This is a genomic window from Paenibacillus alkaliterrae (genome assembly GCF_021532375.1).
GTDB classification, from domain to species: domain Bacteria; phylum Bacillota; class Bacilli; order Paenibacillales; family Paenibacillaceae; genus Pristimantibacillus; species Pristimantibacillus alkaliterrae.
In genome coordinates, this window is record NZ_JAKGAP010000023.1 from 49,179 (window position 1) to 72,855 (window position 23,677).

Genomic DNA, 23,677 nt, shown 5'->3' on the forward strand with positions numbered 1-23,677 from the left:
TGAGTCTTCTCTTCATGAATTTAGTCTACGAGTCTTCAATTCAGTCTACGTAACCCGCAAGACCTTTGTCCATGAAATAATCCATCTCAGCTTCCATGATCGATTCTACGGTTAGCTCGTTCGATTTGACGTCGGGCCGGCTTAAAATATAATCAACCAGCTCATCGCCGTCAATTTCAACCTCGCCGTTCTTATCTTCCTTCGCATTGCTGATGAAAGCCTGCTCATGCTTCAGCACCAGCTTGATCAGCTTCTCATCAGCATCGGTTTCTTGCACAATGTGCCGGATAAGCTCCTGCTCGTTCACTTGTTCACTCATCGTTTGTCATCTCCTAATCGTCATGCTCGTCTTATTGTACCACAGGAATATCACTTGCATCCGCATAGGGAATCGTCGCATTCGGATCGATCTATAGGTTACGTTTTTACGGATAAAGGTGTTTCCGCGCCTTTTTGCAGCTGATACATTTTAAAATACCGGCCGCCCAGCGCCATCAGCGTTTCGTGATTGCCCCGCTCGACAATTTCGCCGCGGTGGAGCACGAGAATTTGGTCAGCCTCGCGAATCGTAGACAGCCTATGCGCGATAACAAGCGTCGTCCGCCCTTTGCTGACCACACGCAGCGCTTCCTGGATAAGGCCTTCCGTCTCACTGTCTATACTCGCCGTAGCTTCATCCAAAATAAGAATCGACGGATCAAACGCCAATGCCCTCGCGAACGAAATAAGCTGCCGCTGACCGGAGGACAGCGTACTCCCGCGCTCGACCACCTGCTCATCATAGCCGCCCGGCAGCTGTTCGATGAACGAAGCCGCTCCTACGTCCTGCAGCGCCTTTTTCACACGTTCTATTGAAATGTCCTTGTTATACAGGCTTACATTGAATTTAATATCGCCGGCAAATAAATACGGGTCCTGCAGCACGATGCCCATATGCTTGCGCAGCGCTTGCTTCGAAAAAGCTGATATATCGGCTCCGTCGATCGTGATCACACCTTGGTCAGGCTCGTAAAAGCCCAGCAACAGGTTCATGATAGAGCTCTTTCCCGAGCCGGTATGGCCGACCAAAGCGATCGTTTCCCCGCGGCGCGCTTCGAACGAAATCCCTTTCAGCACGGGCTCCCCCGTTTTGTAGGCAAAGGTGACGTTATCGAATTTCACGACACCCTCCGGACGCGCGACGCGGTCCGCATCAACGACCTCCGTACCCTCCATATCCAATATAGCGAATACCTTTTCGGCGGATACAAACGCCCTTTGCGCATTCGTCAGCTGATCAAAAATCCCGATAATCGGATGAAAGATTCGTCCCAAATAATCGATAAAGGCGTAAAACACACCGAATAGTATAGCATCCTCCAGCGACGCCCGGCCAAAATACCAAATGACCAGCGCGGTTACGAGACTGCCGACCGTCCCTACGATGTTGCGGGAGGACAATGAAAATACTCTGAACTGCTTAATTTGATTCACGTACCGCTCCTCATTCATCACCTCAAACTCATCCAGCGTCACTTTCTCCCTGCGGAAGGCTTGAATAATGGGCATGACGGCGATCGATTCATTTATCATCGCGTTCATGTCGCTTAAGCGAGCTCGCATGACCGCGATGTATCCCTTGGAATATTTTAGATGAACATACATAATGAGCGCGAACAGCGGCGGCAGCAGCAAGCAAAACAACGCGAGCCGCATATCTAATATAAATAATGCCGTGTATATCCCGATAAGCTGCACGAAGCTCACCACGAACGTAGCCATAAAGCTCATGAATAAATCGCGGACCGCTTCCGTATCATTCGCTATTCGGGATACGATTTGGCCAATCGGCGTGTTGTCAAAATATCGAAGCGGAATTCGCTGAATATGCCGCATTAAATCCATGCGCATATTTTTTATAATTTGAAGCGCCGTCGATTGCAGCAAATAGGATTGCGTAAAGTTTCCTATGCTTGCAACAAGCAGCAGTCCCAAATAAAGCGCAAGCAGCCCGAGGACAGGACCCAAATCGCCCGTTTCAGCCGACAAATGCTTATCGATAATCGTTTTGATAATAAAAGGTCCGCCCAGCTCGGCGCCTACCGCACAGCAAAGAATGAGTAATGCGCCTGATATTCTATATTTATAGACGAGAGCGTATGCGAATAGTCTTCTCGCCGTCGATTGCTTTGGCATCGTTGCTCCTCCTTATTCTTCCAAGCTGGCTTCCATCTGCTGCCGTTCCCACTGCGCCTTATACCAGCCGCCGAACAGCATAAGCTCATCATGGGTACCTTCTTCGATCACCCTTCCTTCGCTGAGCACAATAATCCAATCCGCATGGCTGACCGCGGAGAGCCGATGTGTCGTAATAAAGGTCGTCTTGCCCTCGCGCTCCAGACGAATATGATGAAGAATGCGGCTCTCAGTCCGCGCATCGACTGCTGATAACGAATCGTCAAGCAGCAAAATTTCCGAGTCCATGAGCAGCGCCCGCGCAATGGCCAGCCTCTGTTTCTGCCCGCCGGACAGCATGACGCCATTTTCGCCCACGACCGTCTCCAGCCCTTCGGGCATCTGTGCGATATCATCGGTAAAGGAAGCCATCTGGACCGCGCGGGCGATTTCCTCAGGCGAAGCATTCGGCTTGCCAAGCGCGATATTGTCGCGGATCGACTTGGACAGCAGCAGATGCTCCTGCGGCACATAGGCAACCCAGCGCTTCATTTGCTCCAGCGCAATATTCTCCACAGGAACGCCTGCGATCATCAGCCTCTCCTGCTCAACCGGATATTGACGAAGCAGCTGCTTCAACAGCGTGCTCTTCCCGCTTCCCGTTTTGCCTACGACGCCTAGCGTCTGCCCCCGCTGAAGCTGGAACGACACGTTATCAAGACTAGGCTGACTTGCCGCAGGGTAGGTGAACGTCAGCTTCTTCATTTCGATATGCGTCGGCACCTCCACCTTAATCGGCTTAGCCGCATCCTGCAAATCCGGCTTTTGCTCCCAAGCCGCATCCAGGCGGTCCGCCGAGGCGCTGCCGCGCTGCAGCACATTTATGAACTCGCCGAAGGAAATCATCGGCCAGATCAGCATGCCCAAATAGATATTGAACGATATAAGCTGTCCCAGCGATATTTCATCTAGAAAAACAAGATAAGAGCCATATCCAATGCCGATCGAATAGCTCACGCCGACAATGAGCGAAATGGTTGGCTGAAACAGCGCATTCAGTATCGATACACGCTTATTTTTATTCATGACTTCCGAGGTCACCTGATCAAATGCAGTCAAATCATTCGTTTCCTGCACATAGGACCGAATAACCCGAATGCCGGAAATTGACTCCAGCGCATGGTCATTCATTTTCCCGAAGGAGGCCTGCGCATCGAGAAAGCGGGTCCTCACCTTCTTGCCCAGCTTGCTTATGACAACGGCGAGAAGAGGAAGCGGAATTAATGCCCCGAGCATGAGCTTATAGCTGACCAAGGAAACCATCATGATGACGACGACCGAGGCGCCGACAAGCGTGTTGACTAGTGTCATTACGCCGTAGCCTGCCGTTTGGCCAATGGCCAGTATGTCGTTCGTAGCTAAAGCCATCAATTGCCCCGTGCTGTTGCGCTGAAAAAAAGCCGGCGTCATCCTCGTCAAATGCACAAGCAGCCGGCCTCTCAGCACCTTCTCGATCAGAGCCGAGTTTCCGAACAACGTCGTAATCCATAGGTAGACCATCATATACAGAAGCAGCGCAAGCCCAATTAGCAGCAGAACTGTTTGCGTCAATCCGGCTTCCGTCAACTGGCCTTTTTGAATTTGATCGACCGTCTTCCCGATTAAGTTCGGCGGTATCGTCGTCAGCAGGCTGACGAGCGCCATAATTCCGATCGCAATCGCATAGCTTCCCCATCTATCCTTGAAAAACCATCTCAAACGCGTTACAAAAGACATTTTCTCCCCTCATCCCCTTGCCCGGCCCTCTTGCTTGCAGCTCATCGGCATTATCGCTTTCAGCCGTATGAATCCGACTTCTTTGGGCATGTTTTCCAGTACAAGTATATCAACTAATTCGCTCTCAAGCGAGATGCAGCGAGCAAAAATTTAAATGACTTTATTATGATTTACGGCGGTTTGTATAGTTGTCTTTCAAGGTTGGAATGGTACGATATATCCGCTAATCTGGGGTTTTTGAAGTAAAAGCGTCTGTCTATAAGGGGAAAATATGAAAAGACCCATGCTTATGAGCATGGGCCTCTCACAGACCTACACATGCGGTTCGTCGCATATGGTTTCAATTCAGCAATGGATTAGGCTATCCCCGTAGTCCCTACGGTTAGAAGCCTGATGGCTTCGTTTCTCAGATTGATGCTTGCGTTCAGATCTCGATGGTGATGACTGCCGCAGCTTGGGCATTCCCAGCATTTAGAATTCTTTCCTCGACCGCACGACTTAAATAACTCGCCTTTCCACTCATTTGAAGGCAATTGACCGCTTTGCTTCATTTCTTCGACAATGTGCCAATAAGCATCCTTTTCTAGCTGCTTGGCCAACAAAAAATTAAACACAAATCGAGTGCAGCCTATCGTTTTGTTCATAAGTATTGCTTGTTCTATCATTCTATCCATAGGTCGGATACACGATGCCGATATCATGCAGCTGTTCAAAAGAGCCGTTGACAAAACGAAGCTGCTCATTGCCTTTCACCGTAAATGCCAGCTCCTTACCCTCATAGAGCAGCTTGCCCGACACCGTACGCACGCTCATTCCAACTATACCTGTGAGACCCCCCTTACGGTCCGTAATGACACGAATGCCGTTTGGAAAGCGCATATGTTCGTATCCATCGCGATAAATAATCGATTCTTCACGCGTATTGATCAGCTCGAACAAAATCTCGTCGACCGTACGTCCGTATGCTGTCTCTCCAGCTATTTCCTCGCCATGATCCATCGCATACGGCAGCAGACCTGTGAACCAAAGCGTCTCCTCCGGCGTAGGCAAAATGCCGCACAAACGCTCCACAAAGTCAAGCACGCATAAAATTGCCGGCGAGTAGGTTTCCGTAAACCCCTCCTCCCCCGTCCAAGGGCTGAGAGCCTGTGCGAAGCGCGTCATCTTTGCCATAGCCGACACTAACGGATACATGACCCATGTAAGCTCCACATACCGTTGATGCTTCTCGAATGCATGCGCCGTACGGATCATGCTTAAGAAATTAGACGAACCTCCCCAGCTGTTATAGCTGGAGAAGGGATCGAATCGAGGATCATCCATAGCCAGCGAAGTGAACGGATATTTGGCGAAAAACTTTCTTGTATTCAACAAATAACGCTTCAGCACCGTGTCAAAAAATGAACGGTCACCAACCTCGCAGGCCATCACCCGCAGCAGCACATCCGACTGTACGCGTACCAGCTCGTTATTCCTGTCGCGATCGTAGAAAAAATGTTCCTCTTCGTCAAAGCAATACTCGAACAGACTAGAAAGCGATGCCTCTGCCTTCTCGCGCCATCCTTTGGCAGGAAGACCGAGCTCCTCGGCCATAGCTGCAAGGTACATTCTTTGACAATAGACGTTGGCCGTCAAATCAGGAGCCAGAAAAGGCAGGACCGGCGAATCCAGATTATACTGCGTTGCATCATCCAGATGCGGCGTATCGGGCACATGCCAGAATCTAGGAGAGAGATCATGTCCGGTATCGAACGTGCTGAACGCTTCGACACAGCCCGTTCCACGGGTATCGCGGTAAGTCATCAGCCACTCATCGTAACGCGCCATCGCATCGTACATCGTTTGCAGAAATTCCTTGCTTCGGCCGTGCAGACTATAATGATTCCAGACACAGCGGGCAAGCGGCGTAACAAGCTGAATTTGCCGGAAAGACGGCCCATGCTCTGTCACTTTATAAGGGAGCATACCGTCCTCCCTCTGATAGACGGCAAAGGAACGATATGTCGTTTCCGATACGGAAGGAATAAATCGGGACAGCAGCTCTGCGTTGATCGTGCCCGTACTCTCCAGCCAGCAGCCCAAATACACACCGCCCTCATGCAGAATAGGCTCCGGATTTTCCCCGGTAGGCACAATGCAGTCCAGCAGCTTGCGCATCGCCTCATCATACACGCTCTCCAACCGGCCTTGGGTTGCGGCAAATCTTACACCGGATTGCTTCCATTCCTTGATAACAGCATAATCAGAACCTTTTTTCCCTTGGCCGAACTTCTGCTCAATCGATATTCCCCTCAGGCGCTTCAGCAATGCCTCGCTCATTCGTCTAACCACCCTTTCTTTTTGAGTCGGTCATTCTATTATCGTTCCATTCTGTGCCAATCATGGAAACAGACTGCCTTGCGGCAGCCTGTTCATCAACAGATTCGGCTTATTGATTGCTCTCGAATATTTTAAGCGTACCGCTATAAAAATCCGTTACCGCTTGCTCCACTGTTTTGCGGCCAAATCCGATTTCCTGAACACTGGTTTCAGCGAGCTTGGAAAATTCAGCGAATCCCGGAGGATTGTAGCTGACCGCGAACGGCTCGGTTATCGTCGCTTTGGATACGCGGCTAGTATAATCGTATACGATCTGATCTACTTCGCTTGCTTCTCCTTCAAGTACAGCCCTGTTCTTGGAGGTGACCGGAACACCCCGATCGTTACCTAAAACTTTCGCTGCTTCGGGATCATTAATAAAGAAGTTAATCAGCATTGCAACCTCCTTCGGGTGCTGCGTCTTTGCATAACCCGAAAGTCCCTGACTCGATTCGAATACAACTCCCGTGCCCTTCGGACCCCGTGGCAGCTGCACCATTGTGAGCGGATCCTCCGTCAGACTTTGATGCGCCGCGAGCTGATTTGACGGGATGAGGCTCATAGCAACTTTGCCCGTTACGATCAGCGATTTACTTGGATCGCTCGGCGGATTCGATACCGCAAGCTCTGGAGTGACAACGCCGCCGGAAGTCGTCATTTCTTCCCATTGTTTGAACCATCTAAGCGCGTCCGCTTCTTCGAAGCCGGGTTTGCCCTCCGCTATGTTATAAAGCTGCTTACCGTTCTGTTTCAAGCCAATATCCATTCCGTCTACCGTGAAATTGTAAGTGCCGTACACACCGTTACCCAGCTTGTCTGCAATTTCCTTGCTGATTCGAGCATAATCCTCCCAGTTCCAGCCGTCCTGCGGCACAGGAATGCCGGCCTGCTCGAACAGCTTTTGATTCAGGACAATACCCCTTGCGTTGGCACCCGCCGAGATGTGCAGCAGCTTGCCGCCTAGTGTGCCGTATTGAATCATTGACTTATCCATATCTGACAGATCTAACTCATTGCCTACATACGGATCAAGTTCAAGCAGGACGCCCTTGTTCGCATAGTCGACCACATTGCCGCCGAGGAAGAAAATATCGGCAGCTGTTCCGGAAGCCAGCTGAGTGTTCAGCTTATCAAAATAACCCGTTGCCGGTGCGAATTCACCTAAAATTTTAATGTGCGGATATTTCTTCTGGAACAGCTCGAGCACCTGATTTGTCCGGTCTGCCCGCTTTTGGTCACCCCACCACATAACGCGCAGCTCAACCTGCTCCTGCCCGCCGTTTTCTTCCCCGACCTGGGAGCCGCTGTTGCTGCCGCCCGAGTTCGTCTCTCCTGCGCTTGTGCCTCCGCCGCAAGCCGTAACGACCATCATCAAAACCGCTAATAGAAAAATCAATATACGTTGCTTCATCCCAATTACCCCCAATTGATATATTGTGAACCGCTTACATTGTTCATCTTACTTGATAGTGTGTTCATGTAACATTTCATTATTTCGGCAGTTCATTATTAATTTTTTCGGGTAGCACTCCGTCACTTTCCCGCGTTTATTTCAAGCCTGTCGTCGCGATACCTTCTAGAAAATAACGCTGGAACATGAGAAATACCGCTGTAATCGGAAGGAGCGACAAGGTAGACATCGCAAGCAGCGCGCCCCAGTCGGATGAACCCGAAGGGTCGAACAATGCCCGTATGCCGAGCTGGACCGTGAACAGTCTTAAATCACTCAGATAGATCATTTGGCTGAAAAAATCATCCCAAGTCCAAATGAACGTAAAAATAGCGGTCGTAATCAACGCTGGGACAAGCAGCGGGAGAATCATGCGGAAATAAATTTGTTTTTGACTGCAGCCGTCAATTGTCGCACTTTCATCCAGCTCCCGCGGTATCCCCCGTATAAACTGAACCATCAGCAGGATGAAGAAAGAGTCCGTCGCCAGCCATTTCGGCAAAACAAGCGGGTAATACGTATTTATCCAGTGCAGCTCATTAAAAATTACGTATTGCGGAACAAGCGTCACATGATAAGGGAGCATAATCGTAACCAGCATTAATGAGAACCATATCTTGCTAAATTTAAATTTCAGCCTGGCGAAGGCGAAAGCAGCCAGCGAGCAGGTTATGACATTCCCCAAAACGCTCAAAATGGAAATGATGAACGAGTTTGCGAAGAAACGACTAAACTTAATGCCTTGAAAACCTTGCCAACCGTTTACGTAGTTCTCCAGCGTGAATGTTCTTGGCCATAGACTCGGATCCGAGAAGATAAGCTGATTCGGCTTGAAGGAGCTGCTGATCAGCCAAAGGACAGGATATATCATCAGAAGGCCCAACAGAATAATCGGCACATGCTTAAGAGCTTGTCCATACCTTGCATTAATTACCATTATCCACAACTACCTCCCTTCCTTATTGTCACCGTAGAACACCCAGTACTTGGAGGTTACAAAGACGATTGCAGTGAAACCCCCAATAATTAACAGCATAATCCACGCTAACGCTGAAGCATAGCCCATATCGAAGAAGGAGAAGCCCTTCAAATATAAGTAAAGCGTGTAGAACATTGTGGCATCCAGAGGACCGCCGCGGCCGTCTCCGATAACAAATGCCGGCGTAAACGCCTGAAACGAATGGATAATGCTCATAATTAGATTAAAGAAAATGACTGGAGATAACATAGGCAGCGTGATACTAAAAAACTGATTCCACTTCCGCGCGCCGTCCACCTGAGCCGCTTCATACAAATCAGCCGGAATTTGCTTTAGTCCTGCCAGGAAGATAACCATCGCCGAGCCGAACTGCCAGATTGATAGAGTAATGATCGTATATACGATATAATCCGGATGCGAAATCCAGGAAGGACCCTGAATTCCCAGCCAGGACAAAACTTTGTTAACGGCGCCTGTACTGTCAAAAATTTGCCGCCATACGATCGCAATGGCAACGCTTCCGCCAAGCAAGGAAGGGATATAATAAATCGTTCGATAAATACCCAAAGCACGTATCCCTTTATTGAGAACTACGGCTACCAGCAGCGCAAAGGCCAGTCTCAGCGGGACAGAAATGAATACATACTTAAAGGTAAGCAATAACGAGCCGCTGAACGTGCTGTCATTGGTTAATATTTGAACGTAATTATCCAATCCGATCCAAGTCGGCGGGGAAAGCAGGTTGTATTTGGTTAATGACAAATACAATGAGCCGAGCATCGGACCGGCTGTTAAGAAGAAAAAGCCGATCAGCCACGGCAGCAAAAAGAGATATGCGGTTTGATTCTGCTCCCGGGCCAATGATCTGCGTGATGTTCCCATAGCAAATATCCCTCCTTATGAATGTTGTCTGCACAAACGATCCCTATCCTGTCGGAAGCCGAGACGCACGGTATGCCGCTCATTGCCGCATGCGCCGAGCCCCTCCTGATCTGCCGCTCCTATATCGTTTGGTTCTTGTACACTTATCATACGCAGGATGAATGAAGGCGAAAATATCATTTCTTCGGGAATTCGCTATCATTTTTTTCAGGTTGACGCAGTCGGTAGTCTGAAGGCGTCATCCCATACATTCGCTTGAATTTCGAGCTGAAATAGCTTGCATTAGAGAAGCCTGTGAGCCCAGAAATATCCCATAAGCTGAGCGCCGTGCTTCGGAGCAAATGGGTTGCGTGCGCCATTCTAACCTCAGTCAAGTATTGAATGAAGGTTTTGCCTACCTTTGCTTTGAACAGCTCCGAGAAATAAGAGGGGTTATAGTTAAATTTTTCAGCGAGCATCGTCAAATTTATATCATACATATAGTTCACGTCTATGTATTGCTGTGACGCCTGTATGGAGGAATAATCTGTATCCTCCGCTCCACTTTGAAGCTTGTCATGAATCTTGACCGCAAGACTGAGCAGATAGCGGCTGGCCTTCGCCACTGTGCTCAGGTCTAATGCCGTCTCCGGACGGACCCATAGCTGCTCCCCGCCCTCAAGTGAAACATTTGATTCGTAGGCAAGCTCCTCTAGCATCAAATTGAATTGAAAGATAGTTTTGACGAATCGAATGCGGGATACGGCAAAGGCTTCCTGCAGCTCACGCTCAATCGTCTGAGCAAGCTGCTCCATTTCTCCCCGCTGTAACAGACGGTGTATCAATTTTCCGGTATCCTCAGGCAGCAAGGATGGTTCCTCTCCTATTCGATCTCCCTGCCGGAAATTTGCCTCCTCAATATTCCAAGCAAGCAAGGAGGACATATATCCATCCTTCCAATGATTAAACCCCGTAACAGACTGACCGATCCCAATCGAAGGCTCGAAACCGATATTCTCTTTGACTATGCTCTGCAATTTGCGTTCAAACTCCTCAGGCTTTGCATCCGCATCCTGCAGCACTATGTGCATCAGTCCTGGATAGGCCGCATCGCGAAACGCCTGAGGCGAGCCGGGAAAGTCTCCCGCCAGCTCACGGCAAATTAATTCAAAGGGCAATCTGAATTTATCGGGTGATCTTTCGATGCTGTTCTCTCGCTCACGAAGTCCAGCTGTTATAAAGCGAACACTTTGCGTATTCAACTCCTCCAACTGGAACAGTCTCGCCCGCTCGCTGAAGATATCCTCACGCTCCATTTCCCCCTTGACCGCACGCACGAGAAAATGCTCCTTCATCTCCTTGTAGTACTGGGAAAGCCGCCATTTGATATCCTCTGCCTGCTTATAGCTTTCAAATTCCTTATCCAGCTCGCTCTTCACCTTAAAAAGCGCTTCCGTCAGTTCATCCCTCGCAACCGGTTTTAACAAATAGTCTCGCGCTTGATGGCGGACCGCCGCATGCGCGTACCCAAAATCCTCATAGCCCGTTATAACGATAAGCCTCAGTTCCGGATAAAGCTTTCGGCACTCATTAAGAAACGACATCCCATCCATGACCGGCATATTCATATCTGTAATCACAATATCAAACGCTTCATTCTCCAGTTGCTCCATAGCTTCCATTCCGTTTGAAGCTTCTCCTGCTATCCGAAGCCCCAGCTCATCCCAATCCGCCTTCAGCCGAAGTCCTTGACGAATTTCCGGCTCATCATCCACGATCAATACTTTGTACATGCTCCCTCTCCTCCTGCGCAGGCAATATGAGCTTGATCATCGTTCCGCCGCATTCACTTGCTTTGATTTGAATTTCGAATAAATCCCCATAATACAGACGGCATCGCGCCATCACATTGCTCAGGCCGATTTGCCGGCTCCGGCTTGTCAATATATCATCCATCCGGGCGGATGAGGAACGCTCCAACAGCTGCCTTCTTATATCCTCCGCTATACCCGGACCGTTATCCGCAATACGAAGATGGATACGCCCTTCCATTCGTCTAACGGAAATATCCACGCATGCCTCTGCTTGATGCAGAAAGCTGTATTTGACGGCATTTTCGATCAATGGCTGCAAAATAAATTTAATTATCGTCACATGCTCCAGCTTTCCCTCCTGCCGCAAAGAGATGTGAAGCCGGTCGCCGAAGCGGACCTGCAAGATGGACATATAATCCTTCACATACTTGAGCTCTTCCTCCAGAGGGACCAGATCATCGCTCATTTTAAGGGAAAACCGCATCATTTTCCCGAGCGATTCAATAACCTTTACTGTATCGTCCGTCCTCTTCTGCATGGCAAGACTGCTCATCAGCTCCAAGGTATTGAATAGGAAATGCGGATTGATTTGCATCAGCAGCGCCTTGTATTCCGCCTGCTGCCGCAGCAGCTTCAGCTCGAACTCATTCTTAATATGCTGCCTTAGCTGCCTGACCATGTTGCGGAAGGTATCGGTTACAAAAGCAACCTCGTTGCGCAAGCTGCTCCGGGGAGGCAGACGCATTTCCGCTTGGCTGAAATCCCCCCTCTGCACTTGCCGCATCGCTGATACAAGCCTCGACAGCGGTTTCGAAATGCTATGCGACAGCCAGATTGCCAGCAAAACGGACAGGACCAGCAGCAATGACGCGAACGCAACAATGCTCCTGCGCAATTGGAAGAGCTCCGAGTATAAGTCCTCCTCAGAGACAAATCCGACCAGCATCCAGTTCGTCCTCTGGAGCTTCTTGAATACTACGATATCCGTCATTCCTCTTTCATTTTCCAAATAGATGACCCCCTGCTTTCGCCAATCGCCGCGGATTTGCTCCACCGCAGGCATACGGCCTGCTCGCAAGTCGTATTCAGATTGCGACAGCAGCGGCTCACCCTCCTGATCCAGCAAATAAATCGTCCCGCTCTGGCCGAGATGAATCCGATTAAGAGGCTGGAGGAAGTAATCGCTGCTTACATTAACCTTCATGACCGTCCTTGCATGCGTAGGCTCGAATGTACCGATCGGCATAAGCATGCTAATTACAGAATGAGAATTGTTGTATCTCTCCTCAACCGGATCCTTATGACTGGACATCCAGTGCTTACCCAATGTTTTAAAGTCTTTATACCACTGTTTGTCGAGGAAGGAGGGATCTGTAATCACCTGATTATCTCCGCTGATCCACAGGCCGTTCTCCCGATAAATTGTCACCCTTGATACACTAGTATAGCTGTTCGTCGCCTGGGTAAGAAAGCTGCTTAGCTTAATATGCGAAAGCATCTTCTCCCCGGCTGGAAGATCGGGATCAGAAACGGCCCTGTCCCAGCCTTTGGTCGTTTCGCTGTTGAATACAAGGGATGCGAGATCGTATATCTGCATCTGAACCATATCCACATAAGCACCGTACTCCTCCATTTTCTCCAAAGCTGAGGACTCGATATAAGAACGGATAATCGATCGGGATTCATTGAACAAAACGACGGACATTGCGCCGAATGACAAGACAAACAATAGAATAAATACGGTAATCAAGCGGCTTTTGAGCGAATAAAACATAGCTTGTCCCCTCTTTCGCATAAGCGGTCTGCATTATTAGCATTTATATTAACATAACCTGTCAAGCTCCTCTCAAACCCTGTTTGGCGCGCTATAGTGGATTTATACAGGCTGCGAGGGAGATATTACTGGACAACTATTCAAAAACGACAAAAAGCCGCCGAGCATCGCTCGACAGCCTCCAAAGTTTATATATTCCGTACCCGGCTAGTTGGGGCAAGACAGCACGCCTTCGCTTCGCATGACGTTTTGCCATTTGCGGTAGAGCTCCCACGGAGCGCCGCTATCGAGCATGTCTTTGCACGTGTACAGCCCCTCCTCGATGGAATCGACCTTCTCCGCCAGCCGCAGCCTAACCGCGGCATTCAAGAGTAATTGATTAACGAACGCGAGATGTCCCCGACCCTGCAGAACGGCCTCCGATACCCGCAATTGCTCGGAAGGCGTCCACTCCATTTCAGGTACTGGCATTTCCAGGCCATAGGTGTCCGGATCAATGATATGGAGCCGGGATTCCCCCTCCTCCACGATATAGGTGCGGGTCGGCCGTTCGATAAATAAATCCTCGGAGCCCTCCGTTCCCTGAACGATCAATGCCTTCCGATACTGCAGACGATCGGCCAATTTCGCCATGCGTTCAAAAACGGTATTATGATACACGCCGAATATCAAATACGGCGAATGAGAATAATCGATTAGCTTCTCGGCAGTGTTAAGCACCGTCCGCATGCCCAGCTCCGTCCGTATGGAGCGCAGCGCCTTGAGAGGCGGGCACCATTCCTCAGCTGGTACATACAGCACGCCCGTATCCGTTGCCGCCTTGATGATTTGCCCGCGCGTCAGAAGATGGGCGGAAATGCCTGCCTGATGCAGCAAATCCTGCAGCGATACGCCCCATTTCGGAGGCAGCGACGCCGCTCCGTGGAGCGTGACCGGCAAACCTGCGGCCGCAAGAAGAAACGACGTCGGAAATGTTGCGAAAAATGATTTTTTCCGGCCGTCATACGGTCCTGCGCAGTCCAGCCCTTGATGTATGGGCGCCCGGTATGCATGCTTGCGGCAAACGGCCACGAATGCTTCAAGCTCCTCGGCGCTTTCCATTTTTATTCGTTCCGCAATGAAAAAAGCGCCTATTTGTGCCGGGGTAGCTTTTAATTCCAGAATAGCATCCGCTGCCAGCAGCGCTTCATCATAACTCAGGTCGCGAGCCCCGCGTTTACCACGGCCGACTTCCTTCAATAGGTTCGTAATCATCGTAAGGCCCCCTTATTTTTGCTCCTGAAGGATCTGATACACCTTAACAATCGATGTCGCGACATCGACCATGCGCTTGCGTTCGTTCATGGCTTGCTTGCGGAGCAGGTCGTAGGCTTCCGCCTCGGATATATTTTTAATTTTGCACAAAATCCCCTTCGCCATATCGATCCATTTCCGCTCCTCGAGCCTGCCCTCCAGCTGCTTGCGCTCATTCAGCCATTGCTGTCTCTGAAAGCACTGCTTGGATGCGAAATGCAGCGCCCAATGAAGCTCCTGTTCACTCATGGAAGGCGTCAAAATGCCATCGATCGGCACATCATCTTCACAGAAAGCAGCTGATAAAGAAGCGGCCGACGCACTGCACCACCAAATCATCGGAGCCGTCTTCTGCTTGAGAAGCCTCGTTGCCAGACCTTTAACTTCATTTAACGGGACATGAAAGATGACCGCATCGGCGCTGCTCATTTGCAGCTCAGCCGTCTTCTCATCTTTAGCGCGAAGAACCTGATAACCGTAAGTCTCAAGAATATACTTTGGTGTCTCTTTCTTTGAAAGCTGCTCCGACCGAGGGTCCGCGATTGCTGCCTTATCCGCCCGATGATCGACTACTAACATAGAACGCATATAGAAGCTCCCCCCTCCTATTCGACTTTTGAGAAACCACAACACAAGTCGATACCCTTGTTACTATATATAACATAAAAACAGCGAAATTGTCACTATCTAAGTTTTTTCACCCATTTTGATGTCAAGTATATTGACATGAGTTCAAAATTCATTGTATAGTTACCTTAACAATCATTATATTATTTCACGGATACAACGGTGTGTTCGTTCGAAGCGGCAAAGAAGCCTGCTTTTGCTTGCGCGGGAGATGTACGTTTTCCCCTGAAGCGAAGCAGGCTTTTATTATTTTCCCACAGACAGAGTTTGAGAGGAGAGCAATACAATGACTACATCTAAAAAGAAGTTAGTCCTAATCGGGAACGGCATGGCGGGGGTTCGTGCGGTTGAGCATCTTCTAAAGCTTTCTCCCGACAGCTACGACATTACCATCTTCGGCGCCGAGCCTCATCCCAACTATAACCGAATCATGCTCTCATCCGTCCTGGCGGGCGGCGCAGATATGCAAGAAATCGTGATTAACGACTGGAACTGGTACAAAGAAAATAACATTACGCTGCATGTAGGCCACAAAGTAACGAAAATCGATACAGAGAGCAAAAAAGTTACTTCGCATTTGGGCATTGAAGTCGATTACGATGCAGTCATTATCGCGACCGGCTCTAATCCGTTTATGCTGCCGCTTCCAGGAGCGGACAAGGAAGGCGTCATCGCCTTCCGCGACATCCACGATTGCGAAGTCATGATCGATGCCTCCAAGAAGTATAAGAAGGCCGTCGTTATCGGCGGCGGCTTGCTCGGCCTGGAAGCCGCTAGAGGTCTTCTCCACCTGGGCATGGAAGTAAACGTCGTCCATATTTTCAACTACTTAATGGAACGGCAATTGGACGAACAGGCGGCGAAGATGCTGCAGCGCGAACTGGAAGCGCAAGGCATGCAATTTCTGTTACAGAAGAGTACTTCTTCCATTAAGGGCAAACGCCGCGCAGCCGGTCTGGTCTTCGCCGATGGCAGCGAAGTTGATGGCGATTTGATTGTTATGGCCGTCGGCATAAAGCCAAACATTGAACTTGCGAAAGCATCCGGCATCGAAGTAAACCGCGGTATCGTCGTCGACGATTTCATGCAGACGAGCGTTCCTGGCGTTTATGCCGTCGGTGAATGCGCCGAGCATCGCGGTATCGCATACGGCCTCGTGGCACCGCTATACGAGCAAGGTGCGGTGCTGGCAAAGCATTTGGCCGGCGTCGAAACGGCAGGCTACGCAGGATCGGTCACCTCCACGAAGCTGAAGGTATCCGGCGTAGACGTGTTCTCGGCCGGACGCTTCGACGAAGCTCCAGGAACGCGCGCGCTCAAGATTCAGGACGATATGGCGGGTACGTACAAGAAAATTGTGGTTCAGGACGGCAAGCTGATTGGCGCAGTATTGTTTGGAGACACATCAGACGGCTCGGAATTGTTCGCTTCCATTAAGAAAGGCGAATCCGTTGCCGGACGCGAGAAGGAAATATTGCTCGGCATTTCGTCCGACCTGCTCGGTCAATCCGGCGGCGGCAGCAGCCGTCTCGAATCGATGGCGGATGACGAGATCATTTGCGGCTGTAACGGCGTATCGAAAGGCACGATTGCCGATGCCATTCAGAATAAAGGCTGCAATACGGTAGGCGCTATCAAGTCCTGTACGAAAGCATCCGCATCCTGCGGCGGCTGCAAGCCTCAAGTCGAAGGCCTGCTTCACCTATATGCAGGCGATGCGGTAGGCGACGTGAAAGAAGGCATCTGCGGCTGTACGACGTTAAGCAGAGATGAAATCGTCGCAGAAATAACGCGCATGAAGCTTATGAGCACCAAAGAGGTTATGAACGTACTCGACTGGAGCAATCCGGAGGGCTGCTCCAAATGCCGTCCTGCGCTTAACTACTACCTCGGCATGCTTTATCCGGAGGAGTATGTAGACGAGAACGAATCCCGTATCACCAACGAGCGTTACCATGCGAATATTCAGAAGGACGGCACGTTTTCTGTTGTGCCCCGTATATACGGCGGCGTAACCTCCCCTGCCGATTTGAAAAAAATCGCCGAGGTTGCCGAGAAATTCGAAGTTCCTATGGTTAAATTCACAGGAGGTCAGCGTCTCGACCTGCTTGGCGTGAAGAAAGAGGATCTTCCGAAAATTTGGGAAGAGCTCGACATGCCTTCCGGCCATGCGTATGGAAAAACGCTGAGAACCGTTAAAACCTGCGTCGGCAATACGTTCTGCCGCTTCGGCACGCAGGATTCGATCGGCATGGGCATTCGGATGGAGAAAGCGTTCGAACGTCTCAATACACCTGCCAAAGTAAAGCTTGCCGTATCCGGATGTCCGCGTAACTGTGCGGAAGCGACAATCAAGGACTTCGGCGTGGTAGCCATTGACGGAGGCTGGGAGCTTCATGTGGCCGGTAACGGCGGCGTAAAGGTTCGCGCAACCGACCTGCTGTGCATCGTCAAAACCGAGGACGAGGTGATGGAATGGTCTTCGGCCTTCCTGCAATATTATCGCGAGAACGCGCAATGGAACGAGCGTACCGCTCAGTGGGTTGAACGGGTCGGACTGGAATCCGTTAAGAAAGCTTTGGAGAACCGCGAGGATCGTCTTGCGCTAATGGGACGCATCGAGAAAACGCTCAGTCTTACAACTGATCCATGGAAGCAAATTGTAGAGAAGGACGAATTACGCAAAAATTTCGAGCAATTGTCCGGTGCCCAGCCCGTGCAACTATAGAGCTTATGCTTACGAAGCAAATTTTCCACAAACCTTTTCAGGAGGGGTCCACCTATGACAACTAAGCTGCTTGTAGCCAACCTATCAGATATTGATGTAAAGGGCTCGCGCCGCATCATAGTAAAAGATATCGAAATCGCGGTATTCCGCTTATCGGATGACAGCGTGCTTGCCGTTGAAAACCGCTGTCCTCATAAGGGAGGCTCCCTATCGGAAGGAATGGTGTGCGGCACAGCCGTACACTGCCCTCTCCATGATTGGAAGATCGATCTGCGCAGCGGCCGCGTACATGAGCCTGACGATGGCTGCGTAACGACCTTCGAAACCGAGATCGACCGCGCCAGCGGTTCCATCTATTTAACGATTTAAAGTTTCGCTGGAGTTTGACGATAATAAAGGTGGCCATGACCGCCGAAGGGAGCAGCCAATGAGAAAATCAGCGACAGGTATGGTCTATATTGTCGGAGCAGGCCCGGGAGATCCCGAGCTTATCACGGTTAAAGCGATGCGCCGCATTCAGCTCGCCGACGTCATTTTGTACGACCGGCTTGTAAGCGAAGAATTACTCGGCTATGCCCGCTCAGACGCAGAGCTGGTCTACTGCGGCAAAGCGCCTGGCGCTCATGCCATGCCACAGCACCTTATCAATAAAGCGCTCGTCGATTATGCTCTGGAAGGAAAGCTGGTCGTCCGCTTGAAGGGCGGCGACCCCTTCGTCTTCGGTAGAGGCGGCGAGGAAGCGTTAGAGCTTGCAGCCTGGGGAATACCTTACGAGATTGTACCGGGCATTACATCGGCAATCGGCGCAGCTGCCGCCGCGGGCATCCCACTTACTCATCGTAATTACGCCGCTTCCTTCGCCTGCGTGACCGGCAATCGCTGCCATGGCGACAATTCGCCGATACGATGGGATTTGCTTGCCCACAGCGTCGATACATTGGCCATTTACATGGGCGTCAGCCAGCTTCCTGCTATTCGCGAAGAGCTGCTGCAACACGGCAAAGCCGCTGCGACGCCGGTTGCCCTCATCGAGCGCGGCACGACCTCGCGGCAGCGGACCATCGTCGGTACGCTCGCGGACATCCATACGCTTGCCGTCACGATGAAGCTCAGCAACCCGGCGCTCATCATTATCGGAGAAGTCGTTCGTGTACGCGATCAGCTCCTCCATGCCGAGCAGCAAGCAATCGCATTAATTGGTTAGCATTCATACATGGGATGAAGCTTTCAGGCTGTCGGATCTTCCGGCAGCCTGTTTTTGCCGGCATCCGGTTTTTTTCACAGACATCCTTATCGCACCCTAACACCTCTGCGCAATAACCTCCGAGCCTCACGTGCTTTCCCCAGTCATAAAACTATGTTACCCTTTTAATTATGAAAACAACAATGAACATACCATTATATATTTATACCTATGGCTGCCGCGAGGAGGAGGCTGAACTTTGCCGCCTCGAAATGCGTTCTTTTTTCGGCGTGGATTCCCCCTCCAATATCATGATAAGCGAAGCGGCCATTCATCCTGACCGCAGCCCATTCATGAGGGAAAGACTGGAGGTCCTTTACGTTGGCGATACCTTGAACGAAATTTGGGAACAAGTAAAGCAGGTTCAGTTAGACGATGCGACCTTTAAAGTGATTTTCGTGAAAACCAATGATTTGACTCCGGATCATAAAATTGATTTCGACACGGCACGCGCTATCGAACGGGATATTGGGGAATATATCGAGGGTGAAGCCGATGTGCGAAATCCCGATTTCGTGTTTGGGATCATTACGCTCGGCGGCCGCTGGTATTTTGGCCATTATATCAAAAGCAAAGCCGTTTGGCTGAAGCATTCCGAAAAACCGCGCAGCTATTCCATAGCGCTTAGCACGAGAGTAGCCCGCGCAGCGGCAAACATCGCCGTTCCGGGCCTAAGCGGCGTGAAAGCAATTGATCCGTGCTGCGGCATCGGGACCGTGCTCGTCGAAGCGCTTTCTATGGGCATCGACATCGTCGGCCGCGATATTAATCCTTTTATTACCCGGGGAGCCCGGGAGAACATCAAACATTTCGACCTGGAAACCGAGGTGGTATGCGGAGATATTGCCGACGTCTCCGGCCATTACGATGTAGCGATTCTCGATATGCCTTATAACCACTTCTCGAGAACGACGCCCGAAGAACAGCTGTCTTTAATTCAGCACGCCCGCCGCATCGCAAGCAAAGTCGTCATCATCGCGGTTGATCCAATGGACGACATGCTCGCAAGCGCGGGTTTCACGATCCAAGACCGCTGTACGACCAGAAAGGGCAATTTCAAAAGACAAATTCTAGTTTGCTCATAATCGCAGCGGGAGCTGCGATTATTTAAACCCGTTCAGGGCAAGCCAGGACGCGCATGCGCTTATCCAGCTATTCGTGTGCGCTTCATCCTCGGCGAGTCCCAAGCCGTGACGGCCCTTCGCATAGACATGAAGATCAAACAATACGTTATGTTTGCTAAGCGCTGATGCAAATATCAGGCTGTTCTCCACCGACACGGCTGCGTCGTCCGATGTATGCCACAGAAACGTTGGCGGCGTATCCTCCGTCACGTTCAACTCGTTGCTGAGCTGCTCTACCTTCCGCAGCTCCGGTTCCTTGCCTAACAAGTTTTCGCGCGAACCTGCATGCGCAAACGGGTCAGTCAGCGTAATGACGGGATAACACAGCACGAGCAGATCCGGTCGGCTCGAATGGCGTTCTACCTCATCCTCGGCCTCCTTGTTTCCTTTGTCATAGCTTGTCCCCGCATTCGCCGTCAAATGTCCGCCAGCCGAAAATCCGAGCAAGCCCAATTTAGCCGGATCGATTCCGAATGTTTTGGCTTCATGCCGAACCGTACGAATCGCTCTCTGCACATCAATCAGCGCGCACGGATATTGATACGGCGCTACCCGATAACGGAGAACAAACGCAGAAATGCCTAACCTGTTCAACCACTGGGCAATCGGCTCCCCTTCATGAAACGCGCGTGTCCCATACCCGCCTCCAGGACATACGATTACTGCCGGACGGTCACCCCCATCCACGAGGTACGGCGTAATAGCCGGACAATCCTCCTCCGAATCCCCCTTGGCATAGGGCGCTCCGGCAGGCCATAACAAAAACTCACTCATGCTTCTTTTCCCCCTTTAAAAGCTGAATATAAATGCGTATCTTTCCCCATTATATAGCTATAGCCGTTTGGAGAAAATAATGGACTTGAATGTTTTCAATACCAAAAAGAGCCTGCGGAGTGATCCGGGGCTCTTATTGGCTTCACTTATTCCATTTACATTTCAGCTCATTTATCCCTTAAGAACCAAAATAGTTTATTGAAGAGGATTGTTTTGATAAGTCATTGCACTAGCTTGTGCCTGTTGAAGTTTTTGTTGTGCCTGTTGAACATCATGTTGTTCCTTCCTAACTTGTTGTTGTGCTTGCAGTACTTGTTGGATATTCGTTTGCAACTGTTGTTCTGCTTCTAATAATTCTTGATTTTCTACTTGTAACAGTTGATGTGCATTTAGAACGTCTTGCTGCGCTTGTAGTAATTGTTGATTTTCCTGAACATTAGCAGCTATCTGTTGCAGATTTCGATTAACCATAAGGCGATCCTCCAAAAATTATTTTTTAGTCCTTAATTGACCAATAATTATTGTGCACTTAATTACATTTTTCTATACGATATTGATTATGCTGCAAATCGCGCAGGCCGCATTTATCGCTTTGCCGTAAGCGCTCCGATGAAGCCTAAGCAAGCGCCGAGCAGCGAGCCTGCAATAACTTCACGCGGTTGGTGGCCCAAGCTTTCTTTCAGCTTCTCGCGCCTCCGCTTGTGATAGATGCCGGGATGCTCGCCTGACAGCCTCTCGACATCCTCATCCAAATTATTGACCTGTATGGCAATTTCGCCTGCATGCCTGCGGATATTCATCGCATCGTACATGACAATAATGCCAAGCATGGCCGAAATCGCAAATTCCGGCGTCTTCACGCCGTATTTGGTTGCGGTATACACGGCAAGTGCCGATACCCCGCTCGAATGCGAGCTTGGCATACCGCCTGACCCGATTATTTTGCGGAAATCCCATCTCCCCGTATTTGCATAATGCATGGGCAGCTTCAGCAGTTGCGCCGCAGCTACGGCCGTTAGTGCCGTACCCAGTCCTCTGTTTGCCACAACAGCTCAACCTCCCGTTATCACTCTCCCGTCATTTTGCCCACTCGTTACAAAAATCATGCCGTTAGCCGATTTAGTGCGCAGACACTCGCTTGCTTGCCAATCCGCTTTCCGTTTCCGGCGGAACCGACCGTTTAAGCAAAAACGAAGCCGCCCATGCAATAGCTACCAGCCCGAAAGCCAACAGGAACGCGCTTTTCATTCCCGCAATCAGAGATAGTATTTGAAGAGTTGACTCATCGTTCGTACCAGCCGCATTTTCTAAAAAACGTCTCGAGCTGTTTGTCATGATGGTCACAAGGAGTGCTGTCCCGACGGCACCCGCCACCTGCTGAAGCGTGCTGATTATGGCCGTGCCGTGCGCATATAACCGAGGCGGAAGCTCGTTCAATGCGTTGGTCATGACAGGCATCATCAGCATCGAAATGCCCAGCATCAAAAGCGTATTCAAAATCATAATCGTGCTGTACGACGTGGACAATGTAATATAAGCAAATTGCCACAGCGTATTGCCCATCAGCCCTAATCCGATAACGGCAAGCCACTTGGCGCCAAATTTATCAAATAAGCGGCCTGTAATCGGCGACATAATCCCCATTACGATACCGCCGGGCAGCATGACAAGCCCTGCCTCCAACGGACTGTAGCTTAAAGCGTTCTGGAGAAAAATCGGCAGCAGCATCATAGCGGAGAACATCGCCATCATGACGATCATCATAATCAGCGTCGACAGCCTGAACACGTTATATTTAAACGTTCTTAGATCCAGCAACGGCTGCGATATCGTTAATTGCCTCCATGTAAACAGCCCTAGCGCAACGACGCCAATAGCAGTGGGAACAAGGACATCGACGCTCGACCAGCCTCCATGTCCTTCACCGGCACTGCTGAAGCCATATACGATTCCGCCGAATCCACAGGTCGATAGAAGAAGCGAAATCAGGTCAATTTTAGGGTTCGTCGTTTCTGTCACATTTTTAAGCTTATAGAAGGCAAAAATAATAACAAACAGAGCGATCGGCAAAACGCTGTAAAAGAGAAACCGCCAGCTCAAGTGTTCCACGATAATCCCGGACAAAGTAGGTCCGATCGCGGGCGCAAAGGTGATTACGATGCCAATTGTCCCCATAGCCGAGCCTCGTTTTTCAATCGATACAATGGCGAAAATCACATTGGTCATCAAAGGAAAGAGAAGACCGGTTCCCGCTGCCTGAAGCACCCTTCCGATTAAAAGCACGGCGAACCCTGGTGCTACAGCCGCTATGAAAGTACCTGCCGTAAACAAGATCATGGCCGCCAGGAACAAGCTTCTTGTTGTGAACCGCTGCATTAAAAAAGCTGTGATTGGTATAAGAACCCCAATGACCAGCAGATATCCGGTTGTCAGCCACTGCGCGGTGCTTGGCGCGATCCCGATGTCTGCCATAATTTTCGACAAGGCTACATTAAGGAGCGTTTCATTCAAAATGGCTACGAACACACCCAATATCATGACCATAATGACTGAAAAGTTGCCTTTGCTTCCAAATGTCCCTCCGTTCTGCTTTGATGCGTTATGCTGTTCCACATTCCTTCTCCTCTCATCTTTCAAATCCCATACTCCTTTATATCTCTCCTTGGCGTATTTTTAGCTGATTCCTATTTTAACATGCAACCTGTAAAGCGATTTCTTCTCG

19 protein-coding genes and 2 pseudogenes are annotated in these 23,677 nt (G+C 50.1%); 4 read left to right on the forward strand and 17 right to left on the reverse strand.

Features of this window, described 5'->3' with window-relative positions; translation table 11 throughout:
* Window positions 1-40: 40 nt before the first annotated feature.
* From L1N85_RS11845 to L1N85_RS11905, 13 genes and pseudogenes are all read right to left on the reverse strand, one after another.
* Window positions 41-319 (reverse strand): hypothetical protein, encoded by a 279-nt coding sequence (locus L1N85_RS11845; RefSeq protein WP_235238082.1) that lies wholly within the window; start codon window positions 317-319, stop codon window positions 41-43.
* A gap of 98 nt (window positions 320-417) precedes the next feature.
* A complete protein-coding gene (locus tag L1N85_RS11850; RefSeq protein ID WP_235238083.1) occupies window positions 418-2,175 on the reverse strand; it encodes an ABC transporter ATP-binding protein in 1,758 nt (585 codons plus the stop codon).
* A gap of 12 nt (window positions 2,176-2,187) precedes the next feature.
* Complete coding sequence (locus tag L1N85_RS11855; protein ID WP_235238085.1) at window positions 2,188-3,930, reverse strand: ABC transporter ATP-binding protein; 1,743 nt, start codon at window positions 3,928-3,930, stop codon at window positions 2,188-2,190.
* Window positions 3,931-4,286: 356 nt separating this feature from the next.
* Window positions 4,287-4,517, reverse strand: a pseudogene (locus tag L1N85_RS28165) (zinc ribbon domain-containing protein); the annotation flags it as partial.
* 6 nt (window positions 4,518-4,523) lie between these two features.
* Window positions 4,524-4,631: pseudogene (locus L1N85_RS27155) on the reverse strand (helix-turn-helix domain-containing protein); the annotation flags it as partial.
* Window positions 4,597-6,249 carry an MGH1-like glycoside hydrolase domain-containing protein gene (locus L1N85_RS11870; protein ID WP_235238087.1) on the reverse strand — a complete coding sequence of 551 codons (1,653 nt, stop codon included), beginning with the start codon at window positions 6,247-6,249 and terminating at the stop codon, window positions 4,597-4,599. The gene L1N85_RS11870 and the pseudogene L1N85_RS27155, both read right to left, overlap by 35 nt.
* A gap of 109 nt (window positions 6,250-6,358) precedes the next feature.
* Complete coding sequence (locus tag L1N85_RS11875; RefSeq protein ID WP_235238088.1) at window positions 6,359-7,699, reverse strand: ABC transporter substrate-binding protein; 1,341 nt, start codon at window positions 7,697-7,699, stop codon at window positions 6,359-6,361.
* A 136-nt stretch (window positions 7,700-7,835) separates the two neighbouring features.
* Window positions 7,836-8,675, reverse strand: a complete 840-nt coding sequence (locus tag L1N85_RS11880; protein ID WP_235238090.1) for a carbohydrate ABC transporter permease — start codon at window positions 8,673-8,675, stop codon at window positions 7,836-7,838.
* Between the two features lie 9 nt (window positions 8,676-8,684).
* Window positions 8,685-9,599, reverse strand: coding sequence for a carbohydrate ABC transporter permease (locus L1N85_RS11885; protein WP_235238091.1), 915 nt, complete (start codon window positions 9,597-9,599; stop codon window positions 8,685-8,687).
* A gap of 176 nt (window positions 9,600-9,775) precedes the next feature.
* Entirely contained in the window at window positions 9,776-11,371 is a 1,596-nt protein-coding gene (locus tag L1N85_RS11890; protein WP_235238094.1) for a response regulator transcription factor, read from the reverse strand.
* A complete protein-coding gene (locus tag L1N85_RS11895) occupies window positions 11,346-13,166 on the reverse strand; it encodes a sensor histidine kinase (RefSeq protein WP_235238096.1) in 1,821 nt (606 codons plus the stop codon). The genes L1N85_RS11890 and L1N85_RS11895 overlap by 26 nt, the downstream gene beginning before the upstream one ends.
* Before the next feature lie 207 nt (window positions 13,167-13,373).
* Window positions 13,374-14,420: an anthranilate phosphoribosyltransferase gene (locus L1N85_RS11900; RefSeq protein WP_235238098.1), complete on the reverse strand. Its 1,047-nt coding sequence runs from the start codon at window positions 14,418-14,420 to the stop codon at window positions 13,374-13,376.
* Window positions 14,421-14,432: 12 nt separating this feature from the next.
* Entirely contained in the window at window positions 14,433-15,047 is a 615-nt protein-coding gene (locus L1N85_RS11905) for an ANTAR domain-containing response regulator (RefSeq protein ID WP_235238100.1), read from the reverse strand.
* Window positions 15,048-15,372: 325 nt separating this feature from the next.
* Here L1N85_RS11905 and nirB point away from each other — a divergent pair, with 325 nt between their 5' ends.
* The 4 genes from nirB to L1N85_RS11925 all read left to right on the forward strand — a co-directional run bounded on the left by nirB (window position 15,373) and on the right by L1N85_RS11925 (window position 20,142).
* Complete coding sequence (gene nirB, locus L1N85_RS11910) at window positions 15,373-17,814, forward strand: nitrite reductase large subunit NirB (protein ID WP_235238102.1); 2,442 nt, start codon at window positions 15,373-15,375, stop codon at window positions 17,812-17,814.
* A 54-nt stretch (window positions 17,815-17,868) separates the two neighbouring features.
* Window positions 17,869-18,183, forward strand: coding sequence for a nitrite reductase small subunit NirD (gene nirD / locus L1N85_RS11915; protein ID WP_235238103.1), 315 nt, complete (start codon window positions 17,869-17,871; stop codon window positions 18,181-18,183).
* 58 nt (window positions 18,184-18,241) lie between these two features.
* Window positions 18,242-19,018 carry a uroporphyrinogen-III C-methyltransferase gene (cobA, locus tag L1N85_RS11920; RefSeq protein ID WP_235238104.1) on the forward strand — a complete coding sequence of 259 codons (777 nt, stop codon included), beginning with the start codon at window positions 18,242-18,244 and terminating at the stop codon, window positions 19,016-19,018.
* Window positions 19,019-19,188: 170 nt separating this feature from the next.
* Window positions 19,189-20,142 carry a TRM11 family SAM-dependent methyltransferase gene (locus L1N85_RS11925; protein ID WP_407946366.1) on the forward strand — a complete coding sequence of 318 codons (954 nt, stop codon included), beginning with the start codon at window positions 19,189-19,191 and terminating at the stop codon, window positions 20,140-20,142.
* Between the two features lie 18 nt (window positions 20,143-20,160).
* Here the strand turns inward: L1N85_RS11925 and L1N85_RS11930 are convergent, their stop codons facing one another.
* The 4 genes from L1N85_RS11930 to L1N85_RS11945 all read right to left on the reverse strand — a co-directional run bounded on the left by L1N85_RS11930 (window position 20,161) and on the right by L1N85_RS11945 (window position 23,499).
* Window positions 20,161-20,955, reverse strand: a complete 795-nt coding sequence (locus L1N85_RS11930; protein WP_235238107.1) for an alpha/beta hydrolase — start codon at window positions 20,953-20,955, stop codon at window positions 20,161-20,163.
* 195 nt (window positions 20,956-21,150) lie between these two features.
* Window positions 21,151-21,426 (reverse strand): hypothetical protein, encoded by a 276-nt coding sequence (locus tag L1N85_RS11935; protein ID WP_235238109.1) that lies wholly within the window; start codon window positions 21,424-21,426, stop codon window positions 21,151-21,153.
* 113 nt (window positions 21,427-21,539) lie between these two features.
* Window positions 21,540-22,001, reverse strand: a complete 462-nt coding sequence (locus L1N85_RS11940; protein ID WP_235238111.1) for a divergent PAP2 family protein — start codon at window positions 21,999-22,001, stop codon at window positions 21,540-21,542.
* 73 nt (window positions 22,002-22,074) lie between these two features.
* Entirely contained in the window at window positions 22,075-23,499 is a 1,425-nt protein-coding gene (locus tag L1N85_RS11945; RefSeq protein WP_268818255.1) for a DHA2 family efflux MFS transporter permease subunit, read from the reverse strand.
* Window positions 23,500-23,677: the final 178 nt, after the last annotated feature.